This window comes from Hyphomicrobium sp. (assembly GCF_041674905.1).
In the GTDB taxonomy this organism is placed as follows: Bacteria; Pseudomonadota; Alphaproteobacteria; order Rhizobiales; family Hyphomicrobiaceae; genus Hyphomicrobium_B.
In genome coordinates this window covers 17552-36813 of sequence record NZ_JBAYUV010000002.1, presented here as the reverse complement: position 1 = coordinate 36813, position 19262 = coordinate 17552, and the positions used below count along the sequence as shown (strand labels likewise).

Below are 19262 nucleotides of genomic sequence, written 5' to 3'. Positions count from 1 at the left end.
GGTCCGGGCGCATCAGAAAGTTACCCAGCGTGGCCGAAAAATATTACATCACGACGCCGATCTTCTATCCGAACGGCAAGCCCCACATCGGGCACGCCTATACCGTGATCGCGAGCGACGCGCTGGCGCGGTTCGCTCGTCTCGATGGCAAGGACGTGTTCTTCCTTTCGGGCACCGACGAACACGGCCTGAAGATGAAGCAGACCGCCGACAAGGAAGGCATCCCGCCGATCGAATTGGCCGACCGGAATTCGGCGATCTTCCGTTCGATGATCGAGACGCTCGGCGGCTCCAACGATGAATTCATCCGCACGACCGAGCCGCGCCACTATCAGGCGAGCCGCGCCATTTGGGAGCGCATGACCGCCAACGGAGATATCTATCTCGGCAGTTACGGCGGCTGGTACTCCGTCCGCCAGGAAGCCTATTTCGACGAGAAGGAAACGACGCTCGGCGAGGATGGCGTGCGGCGCGAGCCGCTCGGCTCGCCCGTCGAATGGACGGAGGAAGAAAGCTATTTCTTCCGCCTGTCGGCTTACCAGGACAAGCTGCTCGCCTACTACGAGGATCACCCTGATTTCATCGCGCCCGTCGAGCGGCGCAACGAAGTCGTGAGCTTCGTCAAATCGGGGCTCAAGGATCTTTCGATCTCGCGTTCGACATTCGACTGGGGCGTGCCGGTGCCGGGCGACGACCGCCACGTCATGTACGTCTGGGTCGATGCGTTGACGAACTACATCACCGCCGCGGGTTATCCCGACACGGCAGCTGAGAAATGGCGCTACTGGCCGGCTGACGTTCACATGGTCGGCAAGGACATCGTCCGCTTTCATGCCGTCTATTGGCCGGCGTTCCTGATGTCGGCAGGCATTGAGCTGCCGAAGCGCGTTTTCGCGCACGGGTTTCTGTTCAATCGCGGAGAGAAGATGTCGAAGTCGGTCGGCAACGTCGTCGATCCGTTCGAGCTTGTCCAAATCTATGGGCGTGATGCGATCCGCTATTTCTTCCTGCGCGAAGTCATGTTCGGCCAGGACGGCAACTGGTCGCCGGACGCCATCGCGAACCGCATCAACGCCGACCTCGCGAACAATCTCGGCAACCTCGCGCAGCGTTCGCTGTCGATGATTTTCAAGAACTGCGACGGCGCCATTCCGGCTCCCGGCGCATTCAGCGCGGAAGATGCCGCGATCCTGGAGGCGACCGATGCGCTCTATGACATCGCGCGGCGTGAGATGGATCGTCAGGCGATCACGAAATATCTCGATGCCGTCTGGAATGTCGTCGCCGACGTGAACCGCTATTTCGCGGCCGAAGAACCGTGGGCGAAAAAGAAGACCGACCCGGCGCGCATGGCGACGATCCTGTTCCTCACGGCCGAGTGCGTGCGCCAGTTCGCGATCCTCGCGCAGCCGGTGATGCCGGAAAGCGCGGCAAAGCTGCTCGACCTCCTTGCGGTCCCAGTGGAAGCGCGCACATTTGCAAGTCTGGGAGCAGCGGGACGTCTGAAGGCAGGCACCGCGATCCCGGAGCCGCAAGGCGTGTTCCCGCGTTACGTCGATCCGGAAGAGCCCAAGGGCAAAGCATCGTGATGCTGGTCGACCATCATTGCCACCTCGACTTTCCCGAGTTCGCGCCTGAACTCGACCAGGTCGTGGCACGCGCGCGCGAGGCGGGCGTAGGGGCGATGGTGACGATCTCCACCCGTATCCGCCAGTTCGACAAAGTGCGCGCCGTCGCCGAGCGCTTCGATGATGTCTATTGCTCCGTCGGAACGCATCCGCATAACGCACATGAGGAACTCGACATTCCGCTCAAGATGCTCGTGGAACTGACCGTGCATCCGAAGGTCGTCGCGGTCGGCGAAGCCGGGCTCGATTATTATTACAAGCACTCGACGCCGGAAGCGCAGGCCGAAGGATTTCGCCGCCACATTGCGGCCGCGCGCGAAACCGGCTTGCCGCTCGAAATTCATACGCGCGACGCCGACGCCGACACGATCGCCATTCTTGAGGACGAGCATCGCAACGGCGCGTTTCCGGCCGTGCTGCATTGCTTCACCGGCGGCCGTGAGCTTGCGATGCGCGCGCTCGAGCTTGGACTCTATGTTTCGTTCAGCGGCGTCATCACGTTCAAGAAAAACGACGCGCTGCGCGACATCGCCCGCGAAGTGCCACTCGACCGTCTGCTTGTCGAGACGGATGCGCCGTTCCTCGCGCCCGATCCTTTTCGCGGCAAGCGCAACGAACCGTCTTACGTTGTGCGCACCGCCGCAACGCTCGCATCCATCAAAGGAATCTCGAACGAGGATCTGGCGCGGGCAACGACGGACAACTTCTTCCGCCTTTATAATAAAGCCAAACGCCCCTCGGCCACGTCGCGGGGAACGGCCGCCGCATGAGCTACAGGTTCACGATTCTCGGATGTGGCTCTTCCGGCGGTGTCCCTCGCATCGGCATGAACTGGGGTGCGTGCGATCCGGGAAATCCGAAGAACACCAGGCTGCGTTGCTCCGCGCTCGTCGAGCGCAAAGGCTCGGGCGGACAGACAGCGGTGCTGATCGACACGTCGCCAGACTTCCGCGCACAAATTCTGGCGACGCGGCTGACCGGGCTCGACGCCGTGCTTTATACGCACGATCACGCCGATCATACGCACGGCATCGACGACCTCCGGATGATCGCCTTCTCGATAAAGCGGCGCATCGACGTCTATTTCGATGCCGCGACCGCCGCGAGCCTCAAATCGCGATTTGGCTATTGCTTCGAAACTCCGGCCGGCTCGCCCTATATGCCCATTCTCAACGGCCACGAGATCGACGGCGTGTCGCCGATCGCGGTTCAAGGCGGCGGCGGCACGATCTCGGCACAGCCGATCCAGCAGTGGCACGGGTCCATGCCGTCGCTCGGCTACCGGATCGGAAATCTTGCCTATTCACCCGATATCAGCGATTTGCCGGATGCATCGATCCCGCTGCTTCAGGGTCTCGACGTCTGGGTCGTCGATGCGTTGCGCTACACGCCGCATGAAAGTCATTTCAGCGTCAAACAGGCGCTCGCCTGGGCTGAACGTCTGAAGCCGAAGCGCACGATCCTGACGCATATGACCAGCGAACTCGACTATCAGCGGCTGGCGAACGAGCTGCCGAGCGGCGTCGAGCCCGCCTACGACGGCATGGTCGTGACGTTTACCTGAGCCGGGCTCGCGAAGACTGTCGCCGCTCGGACGCCGACGCTACTTCCACAGACCGAAGTCTTCCCACTTGTCTTCTGGAATTTCCGCGCCGAGCTGGAAATCGAAAGTCTTCGCTTTCATCTGGTCGTCGGACACGGCGCACGTGTACTTCAGCGCGTACCATCGATGCTGTGCGCGCAATGCCGCGCCGTTAGCAGTCACCACGTTATCTTTGAACGTCGCTAAGCTCCTGCTGCTGCTTTTAAGCCGATCGATAGCCTTGAGACGCGTCGCTTTTCGGATCGCGTCGAGACCGCGCAAACTGCAGGCTTGATGCGCGCGTTCTTCAGGGTCGAGCTTTTGCAACACGCGATCCATCGAAGCGTCGGCCAACGCCGCGCCCGATCCACTTATCGCTGCGCCGACGGCGAACAGCGTCACAAAAAAAATGCTGATTTTTCGCATTTCAAGCGTAGTCCCCACGTCCCATGCAATCGCAGAGATGTCCTGCGTGCCGTCCCCCGACGACGGCCCCAAAGCGCGCGAAGTTGTGTCGGGAATGAGGCGGAATGCTGCTACCCTGCCGATGCTGCATGGCAGATAAAACGTGGGTCGTTATCCGAACTTCGCTCGCGTGCAATCGTCCGCTATGCGTCGCGCAACCTACACGCCGGCGTCGATGACGTTGCCGTCCAAGCGGATGCCGGGGCGCGCGGAATTGCGCCACTCGCGAAAATTGATGACATCGCCATTGAGCGTGCAGTGCGGCGACGCAAGCTCGAGAAACAGCGGAACGATGTCTTCAGGCGCCGGCAGGCTCGCCGCATCTTCGCCGGGGAAAGCCTTCGCGCGCATGTTGGTCCGCGTCGCACCCGGATTGATCAAATTCACGCGCACCGGCGTGTTCACCAGCTCCGCCGCCCACGATTTGGCAAGCGCCTCCAATCCCGCCTTGGACGCGGCATAGGGACCCCAGTACGCATATTTGCCGCTCGCCGCGCCCGACGTCACGAAAATCGCGCGTCCCGCATCCGAGCGCTTCATCAGCGGATCGAGCGTGCGGATCAGACGCCAGTTGGCGTTGAGGTTGATATCGATCGTGGCGAGAAAGCCTTCTTCCGTCGTATGCCCGAGCGGAGACAGCGGCCCTAGAATTCCAGCATTGGCGACGAGAATGTCGAGATGCTGCCAGCGCTGATAGAGCGTCGGCCCGAGCTGATCGACGCGATCGCCCTTGCTGAGATCGAGCTGCAAAAGCGTCGCCGCTCCACCCGCTGCACGTATGTCATCGTCGAGGGATTCGAGCGCGCCGAGCGACCGCGCCGTGATGACGACGTGAGCGCCGGCTTTCGCGAGGCCGAGAGCGACTGCTCGCCCAATGCCGCGCGATGCGCCTGTGACAAGTGCGATGCGTCCCTTGAGCGGCGCATCATCGAAGCTTTGCGTCATGAAGAATACTCAGGCTGCGGTTTGCTGGCAGCAATGTGATGACGATGCGGTGTCAGCCGACCTCGGCAAGAAGCGAAAGCTGGCGCGGAATGGCGCCATCGTGGTCGGTAAGGTTTGTCGGATAATCGCCGGTGAAGCAATGATCGGTGAACTGCGGCGCACGGTCGTCGCGTTGATCGAGCCCGATGGCGCGATAGATGCCGTTGACCGACAGGAAGGACAAACTGTCGGCGCCCATGAAGGCGCGCATTTCCTCAAGCGACATGTTCGCGGCGAGCAGGTCTTTTTTGCTCGGCGTGTCGATGCCGTAATAATCGGGATGCGTAATCGGCGGTGAGGAGATCCGCATATGGACTTCGCGCGCGCCGGCGTCGCGAATGAGCTTGACGATTTTCTTCGATGTTGTTCCGCGCACCACGCTGTCGTCGATCAGAACGACGCTGTTGCCGCGAATAACGCCGGAATTGGCGGAATGCTTGAGCTTGACGCCGAGCTGGCGGATGCGTTGCTCCGGCTCGATGAAGGTGCGGCCGACGTAGTGGTTGCGGATGATGCCGAGCTCGAAAGGAATGTTGCTCTGCTGGCTGAATCCGATCGCCGCAGGGACACCAGAGTCCGGAATCGGCACGACGACGTCGGCATTGACCGGCGCTTCGCGCGCCAGCTCGATGCCCATGCGCTTGCGGATATCGTAGACGGTCTGTCCGCCGACGATCGAATCCGGGCGGGCGAAATAGATGAACTCGAAGATGCACGGGCGTGCTGGGCGCATCGGGAAGGGGCGATGGCTTTCGAGGCCTTCATCCGTGATGACGACGACCTCGCCGTTCTCGACTTCGCGCACGAACTCGGCGCCGACCATATCGAGCGCGCAGGTTTCGGATGCGAGAACATAGGACGTGCCGAGCCGGCCGATGACGAGCGGGCGTATGCCGATCGGATCGCGCGCGCCGATCATCATGTCGTTGGTCAGGGCGACGAGGGCGTAAGAGCCTTCGATCTGCCGGATCGCGTCGATGAAGCGCTCGACGATGCGGCGCTTCTTGGAGCGTGACAGCAGGTGCAGGATGACTTCGGTGTCGGAGGTGGACTGGCAGATGGCGCCGGATGAAATGAGTTCGCGGCGCAGCGTCAGGGCATTCGTCAGGTTGCCGTTGTGCGCGACGGCGAAGCCGCCGGTATCGATATCGCAGAAAAGAGGTTGGACGTTGCGGATGAGGGGATCGCCCGTCGTCGAGTAGCGATCATGACCGATGGCCATGCGGCCTTTGAGACGAGCGAGGACATCGGGTTTCGAGAAGTTATCGCCGACGAGTCCCATGCGGCGTTCGGAATGGAAGTTGCGGCCGTCGTAGGAGCATATTCCAGATGCTTCCTGGCCGCGGTGCTGGAGTGCGTGCAGCCCCAGCGCGGTCATCGCCGCAGCGTCGGGGTGATCGAAGATACCGAAGACGCCGCACTCCTCGCGCAGCCGGTCGTCGTCGTATCGCGTGATCGTCAAACCGTCGACAGTTACGCCGCCCTGCTGTGCCATGGAGCACCTCCCGCGTTTGAACCGCCGCAATGCCGATTACGCCGGGTCGTTCCAAACGAGCGCGCCGTGCCGGCTTGACGCCCGCCGCGTCACGCGACCGTCATATAGTACCGCTTATCGCCGATGACCAGCGCGACGGAACGCCCTTTTTGGTCAAGAAAGCCTTGTGGCCCGCCGGGCTGCTCGGTGCTGGGCGGGGGATTGGCCGATGGCTGCGGAATGACCTGCAGAAGCACGGTGCGGATCGCTTCGCCCGTCGACTTCACGTAATCGCGGAAGTAGGCGTCGCGGACGAGAGGATGCTGCTTGTCCTTGTCGGGCGAGATGAACGCCTCGTAGGCCATGTAAGGAATGACGAACAGCAGAAACCCGCGCAGCACGCCGAAGATGAATCCCAGGATGCGGTCGATCATCCCGACCTGGCTGTCGAGAATGGCATCCGAAATGCGCGCCGTAATAAGGTGAACGATGATGAGGACGATCAGCGCCACGACCAGCGCCACCGCGACGGTCGCGATCTGCGGCGGCAGGCTTGTTTGTGCGGCGATTTCCGCCGTCATGTCCTTTTTGGTCGCGAAAATCCAATAGCCGACGCCGGCCGCCGCGATCCATGAGAGGATCGAGAGCAACTCGCGCGCGAAGCCGCGATACATGGCCAGAAGCCCTGAAATGAACGCGACCGCGATCAATGCGAGGTCCAGGTATGTCAACGGACCAATCATGGCCGAAATCCCTCTATGATCCAGCTCCCCCCGGGGCCGAGATTCGCCCGCACGTTCAGTTGCATGGCGTTGCCGTCGCTGCAAGTGACTTGAGATGCGCCACGCGGGACAGTGAGACTTTCAGGCCCGCAGCATCCACCTCGCCGCTTTCAGGCAGAAAGGCTTGGGAAAACCCGAGCTTGGACGCCTCCTTGAGGCGCGACGTCATCATGGCTGCTGCCCGGACGGCTCCGGAAAGGGAAACTTCCCCGAAAAATACGGCGTTATGAGGCAGCGGCACGCCGGTCATCGCCGAGAGCAGCGCCGCCGCCGCCGCGAGATCAGCTGCGGGTTCCGTGATTTTGAGACCACCTGCAACATTAAGATAAACATCGTGACCGGTGAAGGAGACGCTGCAGCGGGCGTCGAGCACCGCGAGCAGCATCGCCAGCCTGTTGTTGTCCCAGCCGACGACGGCCCTGCGGGGTGTTCCGAGGCCAGAGGGCGCCACCAGCGCCTGGATTTCGACGAGTAGGGGCCGGGTGCCCTCGATCCCGGCGAAGACGGCGGCTCCGGGACTTTGGCTGTCGCGGTCGCCGAGAAACAGCTCGGACGGGTTGGCGACTTCCTTCAGGCCGCCCGTCACCATTTCGAAGACGCCGATTTCATCGCTCGGCCCGAACCGGTTCTTGACGGCCCGCAGGATACGATAGGGCAGGCCGCGATCGCCTTCGAAGTACAACACGGTATCGACCATGTGCTCGATCACCTTGGGGCCGGCGATCTGGCCGTCCTTGGTGACGTGTCCGACGAGGAGAAGCGCCGCGCCCGCCATCTTGGCATAGCGGATCAGAGCCAGCGCCGCTGCGCGCACCTGGCTGACGGTGCCGGGCGCCGCGTCGAGCGTGTCGGCCCAGAGCGTCTGGATGGAATCGATGATGACGAGGTCCGGCGGGCGATCGTCGCTAAGCGTCGCCAGGATGTTCGAGAGATTTGTTTCCGACGCGAGCCCGACTTTTGCGTCCGCGAGTCCGAGCCGCCCGGCGCGCAGCCGCACCTGCGCGATCGCCTCTTCGCCCGAAAAATAAATCGAACGCCCGCCGCGCCGCGCGAGATTGGCCGCCACCTGCAGCAGCAGCGTTGATTTCCCGATGCCCGGCTCACCGCCGATTAGAATCGCGGACCCGGGCACGACTCCGCCGCCGGTCACTCGGTCGAGTTCCATGATGCCGGTCGAAAAGCGCGGCGCTTCCTCGGCCGATCCGATGAGCGTCTCGAGCTTGATGACACGGCCCTTCGACTGCCGCGTAATGCCGGAGCCGGGCGGCGGACCCGCGCTGGTTTCTTCGACGAGCGTATTCCACTCGCCGCAGGCGGCGCATTTGCCCGCCCAGCGCGTCGCCGTCGCGCCGCACGCCTGGCAGACGTAAAGCGATTTCGCGGCCTTCGCCATCAGGTGGCGTCCTCGACGTAGAGCCGCGTGAAGCGTGGACCGAGACGCGTCAGGATTTCATAGCCGATCGTCGCCGCTGCAAGACCCGCATCTTCGATTGTCAAACCTTCGCCAATGAGAGTCGCGAAATCGTGGGGCTTCGCCGCGCCCTCCGGGAGATCGGTCACGTCGACGGTGATGAGATCCATCGAGACGCGCCCGACGAGGGGCGCCAAATGCCCGGCGATCATGACGTGCCCGCCCGGCCGCCCATCCGGCGCGCTGGAATTTCTCGGCACGCCGTCGGCGTAGCCCGCTGCGATCGTCGCGATGCGGCTCGGCCGCTTGGCGCGCCACGTCGCCGAATAGCCGACGGTCTCGCCGGGCGCGACGTCGGCGACCGCGAGAATGCGTGCGGCGACCCGGACGGCTGGCCTGACCGGCGCCGGGGCAAGCTGCGAAGCCTGTCCCCCATAAATCGCGTATCCCGGGCGCACGAGATCGAAATGATAAGCCGGACCGAGCATCAACCCGTCGGACGCCGCGAGACTTCTGGGCACGCCCGGAAAGAGCGCCGTCAGCGTTTCGAACGCCAGGAGCTGATCGCGATTCTTCGGATCGCGCGGATTGTCCGCCGAGGCGAGATGACTCACTACGAGTTCGAGCCGAAGGCTCGCCAATGTGCTCGTATCTGCGGCTAAGCGGCGGACGTCGCGCACCGGCAGGCCGAGCCGGTTCAGCCCCGTGTCGATGTGAATGGCGGCAGGAAGTGCTTCACCGCGCATCCGGGAGAGAGCCGCCCAGCTCGCGATATCGTCGAGCGTCGAGAGAACCGGCATCACGCCTTGGTTCGCAAAGGCAGTCGCCGCGTCGCCGACCAATCCGTCGAGCGCAAAGATTTGAGCATCCGGCGCGAGCTTTCTCGCAATCTCGGCTTCATCAGGAGTAGCGATGAAGAAGGTGGTGCATCCGGCCTGCCTGAGCACCGCGATGACGCGCTCGGCGCCGAGGCTATAGGCATCGGCCTTGACGACGGCCGCGCACCGAGCGGGCGCGACTTTCGCCGCCAAAGCTTTCCAGTTGGTGGCGATCTGCGCGAGATCGACGGTGATCGTGCCGGTGGCGCCCGCCAGCGAGCCCGACATGCGTGCGTTCACCGTCATCCGTTCCTTCCCAGCCCAAACCCTAATGCGAAGGCAACATATAGTCCCGCGCCAGATTGCCAAAGCGCGTGAACTGCCCTTCGAACGACAATTCGACCGTGCCCACCGGGCCGTGACGCTGCTTGCCGATGATGACCTCGGCCTTGCCTGACGCCGCGCTCATCTTGGTCATCCAATCGGCAAATTCGGGCGTTCCTTCGGCAGGCTTCGTGCGTTCGATGTAATATTCCTCGCGGAAGACGAACATCACGACGTCGGCGTCCTGCTCGATCGAGCCCGATTCACGCAGGTCGGACAGCTGCGGGCGCTTGTCTTCGCGCTGCTCGACCTGACGCGAGAGCTGCGACAACGCGATGACCGGCACAGCCAGTTCCTTGGCGAGCGCCTTGAGGCCCGTGGTGATCTCGGTGATTTCTTGCACGCGGTTGTCGCTGCGCGCTTTCGAGCCTGCGAGCAACTGCAAATAGTCGACGACGAGCAGATCGAGGCCGTGCTGCCGTTTGAGCTTGCGCGCCCGAGCGGAAAGCTGCGCGATCGTGATGCCGCCCGTCTGGTCGATGTAGAGCGGAATGCGCGACATCTCGTTGGCGACGCCGGCGAGCTTGCGGAACTCCTCCTCGTTGATCATGCCGCGCCGGATTTTCTCCGAGCTGATTTCGGCCTGTTCGGCGAGAATACGCGTTGCGAGCTGTTCCGACGACATTTCGAGGGAGAAGAACCCGACGATGCCGCCATCCGTGGTCTCCGCCGTTCCATCGGGGCGCTGTCCGGCGCGATAAGCCTTGGCGACGTTGTAGGCGATGTTCGTTGCGAGCGCCGTCTTGCCCATCGAAGGACGGCCCGCGAGAATGATGAGGTCGGAACGCTGCAGGCCGCCGAGCTTGTTGTCCAAATCCGCAAGACCCGTCGAAGCACCCGAAAGATGACCGGAGCGCTGGAACGCGCTGTTCGCCATCTCGATCGCTGTCGTCAGCGCCGACTTGAAGGTCTCGAAGCCCTTGCCATACTTGTTCTGCTCGGCGAGCGAGTAGAGACGCCCCTCGGCATCTTCGATTTGTGCGCGCGGCGCATTGTCGACGGTGCTCTCGTATGCCGTGTTGACCATGTCCTCGCCGATCAGAATCAGCGAGCGGCGCGTCGCGAGATCATAGATGGTGCGGCCGTACTCGGCGGCGTTGATGATCGTCGTGGCGTTGGCGGCGAGGCGGCCGAGATATTGTGGCACCGTCATCGTCGCATCGATCGGCTCGACGTTTTCGAAGAACGTCTTGACCGTGATAGGCGTCGCCGTCTTGCCGGCATGGATTAGCGCCGCGAGCGTTTCGAAGATGCGCCCATGCAGCGGATCGAAGAAATGATCGGGAGAAAGAAACCCGGAAACGCGATCGAGCGCCTCGTTGTTGACGAGGATCGCGCCCAAAAGCGCCTGCTCGGCTTCCAGGTTATGCGGGGGCTGACGGAAGGTCAGCGGTTCATTTGCCGAGCCAGCCTGCTTGAGCTTCTCGGTTGCGAGGACTGCGGGATCTGCCATGCGCGGGACGCTAGCAGATTCCGCTTCCCGCCTCTTCACCCGCAGTGATGCTTCGCGCTTCCGTCCCCGTTATTAACACCACGAGACGGAAAGGCTTGGCCGTTGCGAATCGAGCAACAGCCACGCCTGCTGGTGCAACCTGATCCGCACGTGGATCAGGTGTTGCCGGATCAGGAATTATCGGCGTCTTCCGAGGTTTCGGCCGTGCGGCCTTCTTCGAACACGGCGTCCGGATTGAACGTCTCGAGTTCCAGCGCTTCCTCCTTGACGACCGCGACGTTTTCGCCGCGCGCCTGCTTGTCGGCTTCGTCCTGCGAGCGCGCGATGTTGAGCGAAACGCTGCTGACGACTTCCGGATGCAACTGAACCCTCGCCGGATTGAGACCAAGCGCTTTGATCGGCTTGTCGAGGATGATCTGGTTGCGGTTGACGGTGAAGCCGCCCGCGCTGATCGTCTCGGCAATGTCGCGCGTGGATACGGACCCGTAGAGCTGGCCCGTGTCGCCGGCGGCGCGAATGATGATGAAGGTCTGCCGGTCAAGCTTCTTCGAAACCGCTTCGGCATCCGCCTTATGCGCGAGGTTCTCGGCCTCGAGCTGCGCGCGGCGGCCTTCGAACACCTTCTTGTTGTCGTCGGTTGCGCGCAGCGCCTTTTTCTGCGGCAGCAGGAAGTTGCGCGCGTAACCGTCCTTGACGTTGACGACGTCGCCCATCTGGCCGAGGCGGCCGATGCGTTGAAGCAGGATGACTTGCATGATTATGGCTCCTTTTTTGATTTGGTTTGTTTGATTGGATGAAATTTCAAGTCGGTGGTACGGGCGGCTTTCCGGCGGTGCGGTAGCCGAAGACGGTTTCCGCGAGCCCGACGAGGGCCAGGAGCAATCCGATGTGCGGTATCAGGATTGCACCGATATAGAGCGAACTCAGAATGAAGCTTCGCCACGGCGAGCCGCGAGTCAGCACATGCACGAGGCCAAGTCCGACGAGCGCGAATGCGAGCGTGAACGGCGCCGCGACGCCGGCTGCGAGCAGTCCGGTCATTCCGCCGCTGAACGTCAGGCCGATCGCAACGAATAGAACGAGCGTTGCCCCGGCCGGCATCTTGAATTGTGCGAGATCCGGCCATGGGCGGACGAGCCGTCCGGACGCCAGCGTAATCCGGCCGGCAAGCCAGAGGTTGAGCAGGATCGTCGCCATCGCCAGCAGCCCCAGCGCCCACGGCAGTGTCGAGAGCGTCGAACCCGTGATTTGATCGATTTCCGCTTCGCCGATCGCCGGAGCGCCCGGAATTTGCGACAGCTCGGACTTGACGAAGGCCTGGACGGCACCGCGAAGCATCTTCGTCAGCGTTTCGATGTCGCCGCCCATCAGGATCAGCGCCAGCATCGCGAAAAGACCCGCGAACAGCGCCGCGATGACGACGATACGTCCGATCGGATACCACTCGCGCTCGCCTTCTGGTCCACGGCTCATCAGTGTGAAGCGCGTGCAGATGAAAGCCGGGATAGCCGTGCTGATGGCATAGATTTCCGCTGTCAGCGGATTGGTGATCAGCATCACCGCCGTCGTCGCCGTGATGGCGGCGATCGCGCCCGCGATCACCCCGAGCCCGAGACCTGCGAGATAGAGGGAGAGCGGCGTCAGCAGGAAAAGCACGACGCGGAGCACCACCGCTCCCGTCGTCGCCGACGTGAAGACGACCGCGGAAATAATACCCGCCGCAATGGCAAGAAGAAAAACGTTCGTCGGCATCGCCTGCTGTCCCGCATGTCGAGCGGTTAGAGCCGGATCCGGTTTCCCGTTCCGACCCAACGGAGTTTTCGTTTGCGCCTTGCGACACGCGTTCCGCGCGCTGGCCGCAAGGCGCGAACGATTTTACTTAATCACGTAAGGCAGCAATCCGAGGAAGCGGGCGCGCTTGATGGCCTGCGCCAGTTCGCGCTGCTTCTTCGCCGAGACGGCAGTGATGCGGCTCGGCACGATCTTGCCGCGCTCGGAAATGTAGCGGCCGAGCGTGCGCACGTCTTTGTAGTCAATTTTGGGAGCACCATCACCCGAGAACGGGCAGGTCTTGCGACGGCGCTGGAACGGACGGCGGGCACCGCCGCCACTGGAAGCGATTTCAGCCATGGATCAGCCCTCCGAGCCAGGATTTGAATCACGCGGCGGGCGAGGAGCGCGCGGCACCTCTCCGTCACGAGGCGGACGCGGACCGCGGTCGCCGTCTCTGGGTGGGCGCGAGCGGAACGTCGAGCCGCCTTCACGGCCACCGCCGAAACCACCGCGATCACCGCGCGGCGGGCCGCCACGTCCACCGCCGCCGAAGCCGCGATCACCGCGTTCGTCGCGATCCTGCTTGCGCATCTGGATGCTCGGCTCGGTCTCGAGTTCGTCGACGCGAATGGTCAGGAAGCGGATGACGTCGGCATTGATGCCCATGCGCCGTTCCATCTCGGTCACCGCTGCGGGCGGCGCTTCGATATTGAAGAAGGCGTAGTGGGCCTTGCGGTTTTTCTTGATCTTGAAAGCGAGGTTCTTCAGTCCCCAATATTCCTGCTTGGCGACTTTGCCCTGGCCTTCTTCGACGACGCCCTGGAATTCCTTCATCAGGGCTTCGACTTGAGCTTGGGTCACGTCCTGGCGCGCCAGGAACGTATGCTCGTAAAGCGGCATACGATGGCCTTTCGGTTCGAGTTATCGCGTTTTTCAACGCGGGTCGTTTCCCTCCGGCGCAAAGCCCCAATCAGGCCCGAGAAAGGCCGATCTGGTACCCATCAGGAGAAGACACTGGGGGACGACGTCGAAAAACGCCTCTCAGTTGCATTTCGTTCGAAATGCAACTCAAGCCCCCGATCAGCCTCCAACCGGAGCGGAAAGCGCGCTTATACAGGATTTGGCCTGACCCGCAAGGCTTGCCGCCGCCAGCCGGGCGCGACTTTGCGGCTTGGCTGCCGCACCCGCGTAATTTCTTCGTCGACAAACGCTCGACTGTCGTCGCGGGTACCGGGGAATCATGGCCTAACGGGCAATTCAAAACGCCTCACCCGGCGCGTCGAGGGAGAACCGACCATGAAGTTCGCTGCTTATACCGAGGAAACCATCTGGGCGATCGAGGAGACCGAAGAGGCTGCCCGGTCGGAGGGCGAGGCCACGATCCAGGAACTGGGTTCGTCAACGGACGCCTCCACGCTCAAGGTCGCACCGATCGACGACGATCTCGTCGAAGCCCTCGCCCAGGCGGAGACCTCGGGCGAAGATGTCCTCTTCGATCTGATCGACGGCGAACTCTGCGAGGTTGAGACGGTCGAGACCTGATGGTCTCTCGATTCACGTGCACAGACCGTTCGCACGTAGAAGAAGCCGGTTCAGGTTTCGTCGCCGGCGGCGTCGTCCGCTGGCGTCGCTTGCACCGGAAGAATACCGGCGCCGCCCGATAGAACCAGGGTCGGCGCCGATTTGCCATTTGCGCCCGACAGCGCCTACAGCGGGCGCAGGTTCATCAACTCCGGATTGCCTTTGAGAAGCCGCGCCGCGTTGTTCAGGGCGCGCAGTGCGGCCTGCTCGCCGCGAGCCCGCTCGAGACTCGCCGCAGCTTCAAGTTTCGCGCGTGCGGCGTCGGTCGCGATGCGGCGGATTTCGGCGAGCATCATCAGATCGCGCACGTTTGCTTTGGATCAGGTTCATCGCCCGAGACCGCCGGGCAAATCCTGCTGACAAGAAGCCTACGGCCTCTCCGCAGCCTACTCAAGCGGCGCTCGAATTTAGCATATGTGCTTCGTCAAAACGAAGGCGGATCGCCAAAGAGCTTGCCCGAGCCACATTGCCGGCCCATCTCATCGCTGGTCCACTCTAGGCATGCGAGGCAGAGCGATGAATGCGGTGCGCGCGGAGACAACAGGCGATGCAAAGCCGATCGATCCCGGTGTCAGGATTGGGCACGTCCATCTGAAGGTCGCCGATATCGAACGCGCGCTCGGCTTCTATTGCGGCGTGCTCGGGTTTGAGCTGACGCAGCGCTATGGCACACAGGCGGCCTTCATATCGGCGGGCGGCTATCATCACCACATCGGTCTCAACACCTGGGAGAGCCGGGGAGGAACGCCACCGCCTCCGGGCACGACGGGCCTCTATCACGTTGCGGTGCTCTATCCGACGCGGGCGGCACTAGCCGATGCGCTGCGCAGACTGATGCAGGCGGGCATAAGACTGACTGGCGCTAGCGATCATGGCGTCAGCGAAGCGCTTTACCTCGACGATCCCGACGGCAACGGTGTCGAACTCTATTGGGACAGGCCCGCGACGGCCTGGCCACGCGACGCCGCAGGCGATCTCGCCATGTTCACCAAAACGTTGGATCTCAATGATCTTTTGAGCGAACTCAAGCCTGCAGAGTGACGGCATTTTCTCGCCATCTTGCGTTCGCCAGCTGTTATCTGCCGCTCTTGACACCGGGCAGATCGGCGTGGACTAAGGCCGCCGCGTCTGTCGCAAAACAGACGAACGGCGAAACGAGCGGAAAGTCGCAAGATCAATGGCACGCGCATTCATCTTTCCCGGACAGGGTAGCCAGGACGTCGGAATGGGCAAGGCGCTTGCCGAAGCCTTTCCGTCCGCACAGGCCGTATTCGACGAGATCGATGACGCGCTGGGCCAGAAACTCTCGACCATCATGTGGGAAGGCCCCAAGGAAACCCTGACGCTGACCGAGAACGCCCAACCGGCGCTGATGGCCGTGTCGATGGCCGTCATGCGGGTTCTCGAAAAGGAAAAGGGCTTTTCGCTCGCCGACAGGGTCAAGTTTGTCGCCGGACATTCGCTCGGCGAATATTCCGCGCTCGCCGCCGCCGGAGCATTTTCACTCGCCGACGCCGCGCGCCTTTTGAAACTTCGCGGTCAGGCGATGCAGAAAGCGGTGCCTGTCGGCGTCGGCGCGATGGCGGCGCTTCTTGGCGTCGGAGCCGAAGCGGCCGAGAAGGTTGCCGCCGAAGCCGCGCAAGGCGATGTCTGCCAGGTCGCCAACGATAACGATCCGACGCAGATCGTGCTCTCCGGACACAAGACCGCGATCGATCGCGTCGCCGAGATTGGAAAAAAATACGGCGTCCGCCGCGCCGTGCCGCTCCCCGTCTCCGCACCCTTCCACTGCGCGCTGATGCAACCCGCCGCCGATGCGATGGCCGAAGCTCTCGCGAAGGTGACGGTGAACACGCCCGTTGTTCCCGTGATTGCCAACGTGCTGGCCGCGCCGATTTCCGATCCCGATGAAATCAGGAAGTGCCTTGTCGAGCAGGTGACGGGCACCGTGCGCTGGCGCGAATGCATCGCCGCGATGGCCGAAAACGGCGTGACGGAATTCTACGAAATCGGTGCCGGCAAAGTCCTTGCCGGTCTCGTGAAACGAACTGCGGCCTCGGCCAGCGCCGTGAGCCTCGGCGCCCCCGCCGACATCGACGCGGCGCTCGCCGCACTCAATGCTTGAAGGAGAATTCATGTTCGATCTGACTGGTAAAACGGCGCTCGTGACGGGGGCCACCGGCGGCATCGGCGCCGAAATCGCGCGCGTCTATCACAAGGCGGGCGCGACGGTCGCCATCTCGGGCCGCAAAGTCGCGGCGCTCGAGGAACTCGCCAAGGAACTCGGCGATCGCGTGCATGTTCTCCCCTGCGATCTTGCCGATCGCGCGAGCGTCGCGAAGCTGATCGACGAAGCCGTGAAAGTTCTCGGCGGCCGCCTCGACATTCTCGTCAACAACGCGGGCTTGACGAAAGACAACCTGTTTATGGTGATGAAAGACGACCAGTGGGACGACGTCATCGCCGTCAACCTGACGTCGACGTTCATGCTGTGCCGTGCCGCATCCCGTCACATGATGCGGTCCAAGACAGGTTACGGCCGCATCATCAATATCGCCTCCGTGTCGGGTGTTTTCGGCAATCCGGGGCAGGGCAACTACGCCGCTTCCAAGGCCGGTATGATCGGAATGACCAAATCGCTCGCACGCGAAGTCGCCTCGCGCGGCATCACCGCGAACTGCGTCGCGCCGGGCTTCATCAAGACGGCGATGACGGACGTCCTGACCGACAAGCAGAAGGGCGACATCGCGCAGATCATCCCGTCGCAGCGCTTCGGCGAACCGCTGGATATCGCCGCCGGCTGCCTCTATCTCGCGTCGAACGAAGGCGGCTACATGACCGGCCAGACGCTGCACATCAACGGCGGCATGGCCATGGTCTGATCCCGATCGGAAACGATGGTAAACGACGGCAGAGCTTCAATTTCCTGGGTTTTGCTCGCGTCCTCCATGAGCTTGCGGAGCTGCGTCACCGTATGCTTTGCAAGGCCACGTAAACGTGTTAACGACACCACGGTTTTGAGGCGAGGAAAGCGCGCCTTCGGGACGGCGCGAAGCTGGGGACAAACCAGCATAGCGTTACGCGAATACGGTACTCCGAGGTAAGACTCACGCTACGGGGACCAAAGAAAAGACTTCTGAAAACGGACGCGAGCCCCTATCCGAGCAGGCTAAATTTCCCTTAAAGTTGAAAACAGGCATGCGGTTTCCAGCGGGTTCTGCAGAGCGATCGGAGCGGGCCATTGAGGCACGCCGAATAATAGAAAGACACGAGGATTGACGATGAGCGATGTTGCAGAGCGCGTGAAGAAAATTGTCGTAGAGCATCTTGGCGTCGAGGCCGATAAGGTCACGGACAACGCCAGCTTCATCGACGACCTTGGCGCGGATAGCTTAGATACGGTTGAGCTGGTGATGGCGTTCGAAGAAGAATTCGGATGCGAGATTCCCGATGATGCCGCTGAGCACATCCTGACCGTCGGCGACGCCGTGAAGTTTTTGGAGAAGAACGCCAGCGCGGCCTGATGGCCCTCGTTCATCCGCAGGTTTGAGGCGCGGCCAATCGCGCCGATCGGATTGGATTTGAAGGGGGCTGGGACAACCGGCCCCCTTCATATGCTGATTGCGATCGACCTTCGTTTCCAACAGCCAAGCAAGAAGAAGCCATGCGCCGAGTTGTCATCACAGGAATGGGTATTGTGTCCCCCGTTGGCTGCGGTGTTGAGGCAGCCTGGAAAAATCTGCTCGCGGGGCAAAGCGGCGCGCGGCGCGTCGAAGAGTTCGAAGTCTCCGACATCACCTGCCAGATCGCCAATTTCATCCCGCGCGGCGCGACGGCGGACGGCAAGTTCAATGCCGACGATTGGATGGAGCCGAAAGAGCAGCGCAAAGTCGACGACTTCATCATCTACGCCGTCGCGGCTGCCTCTCAGGCCATTCGCGATTCCGGCCTGAAATTCGAGACGGCCGAAGCCCAGGAGCGCGCCGGCGTTCTGATCGGCTCCGGCATCGGCGGACTGTCGGGCATCGCCGACACCTCGATCCTGCTTAAGGAAAAGGGGCCGCGCCGAGTCTCGCCGTTCTTTATTCCGGGGCGGCTGATCAATCTCGCGGGCGGCTATGTCTCGATCATGCATAACCTGCGCGGACCGAACAACGCGGTTGTGACGGCCTGCGCCACCGGCACGCACGCAATCGGCGACGCGGCGCGCATCATCGCACTCGACGACGCCGACGTGATGGTGGCGGGCGGATCGGAAAGCCCGATCTGCAGGATCGCGATGGCGGGCTTTGCCGCCTGCCGTGCGCTGTCCACGGGCTTCAACGATACGCCGACGAAAGCCTCGCGTCCCTACGACAAGGATCGCGACGGGTTCGTAATGGGCGAGGGCGCGGGTGTCGTCGTTCTCGAAAGCTACGAGCACGCCAAGGCGCGCGGCGCCACGATCTATGCCGAGGTGATCGGCTACGGCATGTCGGCCGACGCATTCCACATCACGGCGCCTGCCGAAGACGGCGACGGCGCCTACCGGTGCATGAAGATGGCGCTCGCCCGCGCTTCCGTCGCGCCGAGCGAGATCGACTACGTCAACGCGCACGGCACGTCGACCCCTATGGGCGACGAGATCGAGCTCAAGGCCGTTGAACGCCTGTTCGGCAACACGGCCGGCAAGCTTGCGATGTCGTCGACGAAATCCGCGATCGGCCATCTGCTTGGCGCCGCCGGTGCGGTCGAGGCGATTTTCTCGACCCTCGCGATCCGCGATAACATTGCACCGCCGACGCTCAACCTCGACACGCCATCGGTTGAGACGGCGATCGACCTCGTGCCATATACGCCCAAAAAGCGTGACATCAATATCGCGCTGTCGAACTCGTTCGGCTTTGGCGGCACCAATGCGTGCTTAGTTTTGCGACGGGCGGCGTAA

The 19262-nt window shown here is 62.5% G+C and carries 21 protein-coding genes; 9 read left to right on the top strand and 12 right to left on the bottom strand.

The window, feature by feature from the left end; all coding sequences use genetic code 11:
• Positions 1-29 precede the first annotated feature (29 nt).
• The 3 genes from metG to WC026_RS01065 are packed head-to-tail and all read left to right on the top strand — an operon-like array spanning position 30 to position 3192.
• Positions 30-1589 (top strand): methionine--tRNA ligase, encoded by a 1560-nt coding sequence (gene metG, locus WC026_RS01075; protein WP_372708951.1) that lies wholly within the window; start codon positions 30-32, stop codon positions 1587-1589.
• Positions 1589-2398, top strand: coding sequence for a TatD family hydrolase (locus WC026_RS01070; protein ID WP_372708950.1), 810 nt, complete (start codon positions 1589-1591; stop codon positions 2396-2398). The genes metG and WC026_RS01070 overlap by 1 nt, the downstream gene beginning before the upstream one ends.
• Positions 2395-3192, top strand: a complete 798-nt coding sequence (locus tag WC026_RS01065) for an MBL fold metallo-hydrolase (protein ID WP_372708949.1) — start codon at positions 2395-2397, stop codon at positions 3190-3192. Before WC026_RS01070 ends, WC026_RS01065 begins: the two co-directional genes overlap by 4 nt.
• Positions 3193-3231: 39 nt before the next feature.
• On the opposite strand, the gene WC026_RS01060 is transcribed toward WC026_RS01065, so the two are convergent.
• The 11 genes from WC026_RS01060 to rpsF all read right to left on the bottom strand — a co-directional run bounded on the left by WC026_RS01060 (position 3232) and on the right by rpsF (position 13654).
• Complete coding sequence (locus tag WC026_RS01060; RefSeq protein ID WP_372708948.1) at positions 3232-3636, bottom strand: DUF930 domain-containing protein; 405 nt, start codon at positions 3634-3636, stop codon at positions 3232-3234.
• Between the two features lie 198 nt (positions 3637-3834).
• A complete protein-coding gene (locus WC026_RS01055) occupies positions 3835-4620 on the bottom strand; it encodes an SDR family NAD(P)-dependent oxidoreductase (RefSeq protein ID WP_372708947.1) in 786 nt (261 codons plus the stop codon).
• A 52-nt stretch (positions 4621-4672) separates the two neighbouring features.
• Positions 4673-6154: an amidophosphoribosyltransferase gene (gene purF, locus WC026_RS01050; protein ID WP_372708946.1), complete on the bottom strand. Its 1482-nt coding sequence runs from the start codon at positions 6152-6154 to the stop codon at positions 4673-4675.
• 89 nt (positions 6155-6243) lie between these two features.
• On the bottom strand, positions 6244-6876 hold the full coding sequence (locus WC026_RS01045) for a CvpA family protein (protein WP_372708945.1): 633 nt from the start codon (positions 6874-6876) through the stop codon (positions 6244-6246).
• Between the two features lie 55 nt (positions 6877-6931).
• Complete coding sequence (gene radA, locus WC026_RS01040) at positions 6932-8308, bottom strand: DNA repair protein RadA (RefSeq protein ID WP_372708944.1); 1377 nt, start codon at positions 8306-8308, stop codon at positions 6932-6934.
• On the bottom strand, positions 8308-9450 hold the full coding sequence (alr, locus tag WC026_RS01035; protein ID WP_372708943.1) for an alanine racemase: 1143 nt from the start codon (positions 9448-9450) through the stop codon (positions 8308-8310). The genes radA and alr overlap by 1 nt, the downstream gene beginning before the upstream one ends.
• A 22-nt stretch (positions 9451-9472) precedes the next feature.
• Positions 9473-10981: a replicative DNA helicase gene (locus tag WC026_RS01030; protein WP_372708942.1), complete on the bottom strand. Its 1509-nt coding sequence runs from the start codon at positions 10979-10981 to the stop codon at positions 9473-9475.
• Between the two features lie 170 nt (positions 10982-11151).
• Positions 11152-11736, bottom strand: a complete 585-nt coding sequence (gene rplI, locus WC026_RS01025) for a 50S ribosomal protein L9 (protein WP_372708940.1) — start codon at positions 11734-11736, stop codon at positions 11152-11154.
• A 46-nt stretch (positions 11737-11782) separates the two neighbouring features.
• The gene (locus tag WC026_RS01020; RefSeq protein ID WP_372708938.1) at positions 11783-12733 is read right to left on the bottom strand and encodes a DUF2232 domain-containing protein; all 951 of its coding nucleotides are present in this window, start codon (positions 12731-12733) and stop codon (positions 11783-11785) included.
• Between the two features lie 123 nt (positions 12734-12856).
• Entirely contained in the window at positions 12857-13111 is a 255-nt protein-coding gene (rpsR, locus tag WC026_RS01015; protein WP_372708936.1) for a 30S ribosomal protein S18, read from the bottom strand.
• Between the two features lie 3 nt (positions 13112-13114).
• Positions 13115-13654 carry a 30S ribosomal protein S6 gene (rpsF, locus tag WC026_RS01010; protein WP_372708935.1) on the bottom strand — a complete coding sequence of 180 codons (540 nt, stop codon included), beginning with the start codon at positions 13652-13654 and terminating at the stop codon, positions 13115-13117.
• A gap of 396 nt (positions 13655-14050) precedes the next feature.
• Between rpsF and WC026_RS01005 the strand changes: the two genes are divergently transcribed.
• On the top strand, positions 14051-14296 hold the full coding sequence (locus WC026_RS01005; RefSeq protein ID WP_372708933.1) for a hypothetical protein: 246 nt from the start codon (positions 14051-14053) through the stop codon (positions 14294-14296).
• A 164-nt stretch (positions 14297-14460) separates the two neighbouring features.
• On the opposite strand, the gene WC026_RS01000 is transcribed toward WC026_RS01005, so the two are convergent.
• On the bottom strand, positions 14461-14643 hold the full coding sequence (locus WC026_RS01000; RefSeq protein ID WP_372708932.1) for a hypothetical protein: 183 nt from the start codon (positions 14641-14643) through the stop codon (positions 14461-14463).
• Between the two features lie 208 nt (positions 14644-14851).
• On the opposite strand from WC026_RS01000, the gene WC026_RS00995 reads away from it, so the two are divergent.
• The 5 genes from WC026_RS00995 (at position 14852) to fabF (ending at position 19262) form a co-directional block, all read left to right on the top strand.
• The gene (locus WC026_RS00995) at positions 14852-15376 is read left to right on the top strand and encodes a VOC family protein (RefSeq protein WP_372708931.1); all 525 of its coding nucleotides are present in this window, start codon (positions 14852-14854) and stop codon (positions 15374-15376) included.
• A 136-nt stretch (positions 15377-15512) separates the two neighbouring features.
• Positions 15513-16460: an ACP S-malonyltransferase gene (fabD, locus tag WC026_RS00990; RefSeq protein ID WP_372708930.1), complete on the top strand. Its 948-nt coding sequence runs from the start codon at positions 15513-15515 to the stop codon at positions 16458-16460.
• Positions 16461-16470: 10 nt separating this feature from the next.
• Positions 16471-17217: a 3-oxoacyl-[acyl-carrier-protein] reductase gene (gene fabG, locus WC026_RS00985; RefSeq protein WP_372708929.1), complete on the top strand. Its 747-nt coding sequence runs from the start codon at positions 16471-16473 to the stop codon at positions 17215-17217.
• Between the two features lie 399 nt (positions 17218-17616).
• Positions 17617-17859 (top strand): acyl carrier protein, encoded by a 243-nt coding sequence (locus WC026_RS00980; RefSeq protein WP_013215676.1) that lies wholly within the window; start codon positions 17617-17619, stop codon positions 17857-17859.
• A 140-nt stretch (positions 17860-17999) separates the two neighbouring features.
• On the top strand, positions 18000-19262 hold the full coding sequence (gene fabF / locus WC026_RS00975) for a beta-ketoacyl-ACP synthase II (RefSeq protein ID WP_372708927.1): 1263 nt from the start codon (positions 18000-18002) through the stop codon (positions 19260-19262).

What these genes read in the sequence shown, in the direction of transcription:
- WC026_RS01070 (WP_372708950.1), top strand. Translation starts at nt 1,589, where the DNA reads ATGCTGGTCGACCATCATTGCCACCTCGACTTTCCCGAGTTCGCGCCT.
- WC026_RS01065 (WP_372708949.1), top strand. Translation starts at nt 2,395, where the DNA reads ATGAGCTACAGGTTCACGATTCTCGGATGTGGCTCTTCCGGCGGTGTC.
- WC026_RS01060 (WP_372708948.1), bottom strand. Translation starts at nt 3,636, where the DNA reads ATGCGAAAAATCAGCATTTTTTTTGTGACGCTGTTCGCCGTCGGCGCA.
- WC026_RS01055 (WP_372708947.1), bottom strand. Translation starts at nt 4,620, where the DNA reads ATGACGCAAAGCTTCGATGATGCGCCGCTCAAGGGACGCATCGCACTT.
- purF (WP_372708946.1), bottom strand. Translation starts at nt 6,154, where the DNA reads ATGGCACAGCAGGGCGGCGTAACTGTCGACGGTTTGACGATCACGCGA.
- WC026_RS01045 (WP_372708945.1), bottom strand. Translation starts at nt 6,876, where the DNA reads ATGATTGGTCCGTTGACATACCTGGACCTCGCATTGATCGCGGTCGCG.
- radA (WP_372708944.1), bottom strand. Translation starts at nt 8,308, where the DNA reads ATGGCGAAGGCCGCGAAATCGCTTTACGTCTGCCAGGCGTGCGGCGCG.
- alr (WP_372708943.1), bottom strand. Translation starts at nt 9,450, where the DNA reads ATGACGGTGAACGCACGCATGTCGGGCTCGCTGGCGGGCGCCACCGGC.
- WC026_RS01030 (WP_372708942.1), bottom strand. Translation starts at nt 10,981, where the DNA reads ATGGCAGATCCCGCAGTCCTCGCAACCGAGAAGCTCAAGCAGGCTGGC.
- rplI (WP_372708940.1), bottom strand. Translation starts at nt 11,736, where the DNA reads ATGCAAGTCATCCTGCTTCAACGCATCGGCCGCCTCGGCCAGATGGGC.
- WC026_RS01020 (WP_372708938.1), bottom strand. Translation starts at nt 12,733, where the DNA reads ATGCCGACGAACGTTTTTCTTCTTGCCATTGCGGCGGGTATTATTTCC.
- rpsR (WP_372708936.1), bottom strand. Translation starts at nt 13,111, where the DNA reads ATGGCTGAAATCGCTTCCAGTGGCGGCGGTGCCCGCCGTCCGTTCCAG.
- rpsF (WP_372708935.1), bottom strand. Translation starts at nt 13,654, where the DNA reads ATGCCGCTTTACGAGCATACGTTCCTGGCGCGCCAGGACGTGACCCAA.
- WC026_RS01005 (WP_372708933.1), top strand. Translation starts at nt 14,051, where the DNA reads ATGAAGTTCGCTGCTTATACCGAGGAAACCATCTGGGCGATCGAGGAG.
- WC026_RS00995 (WP_372708931.1), top strand. Translation starts at nt 14,852, where the DNA reads ATGAATGCGGTGCGCGCGGAGACAACAGGCGATGCAAAGCCGATCGAT.
- fabD (WP_372708930.1), top strand. Translation starts at nt 15,513, where the DNA reads ATGGCACGCGCATTCATCTTTCCCGGACAGGGTAGCCAGGACGTCGGA.
- fabG (WP_372708929.1), top strand. Translation starts at nt 16,471, where the DNA reads ATGTTCGATCTGACTGGTAAAACGGCGCTCGTGACGGGGGCCACCGGC.
- WC026_RS00980 (WP_013215676.1), top strand. Translation starts at nt 17,617, where the DNA reads ATGAGCGATGTTGCAGAGCGCGTGAAGAAAATTGTCGTAGAGCATCTT.
- fabF (WP_372708927.1), top strand. Translation starts at nt 18,000, where the DNA reads ATGCGCCGAGTTGTCATCACAGGAATGGGTATTGTGTCCCCCGTTGGC.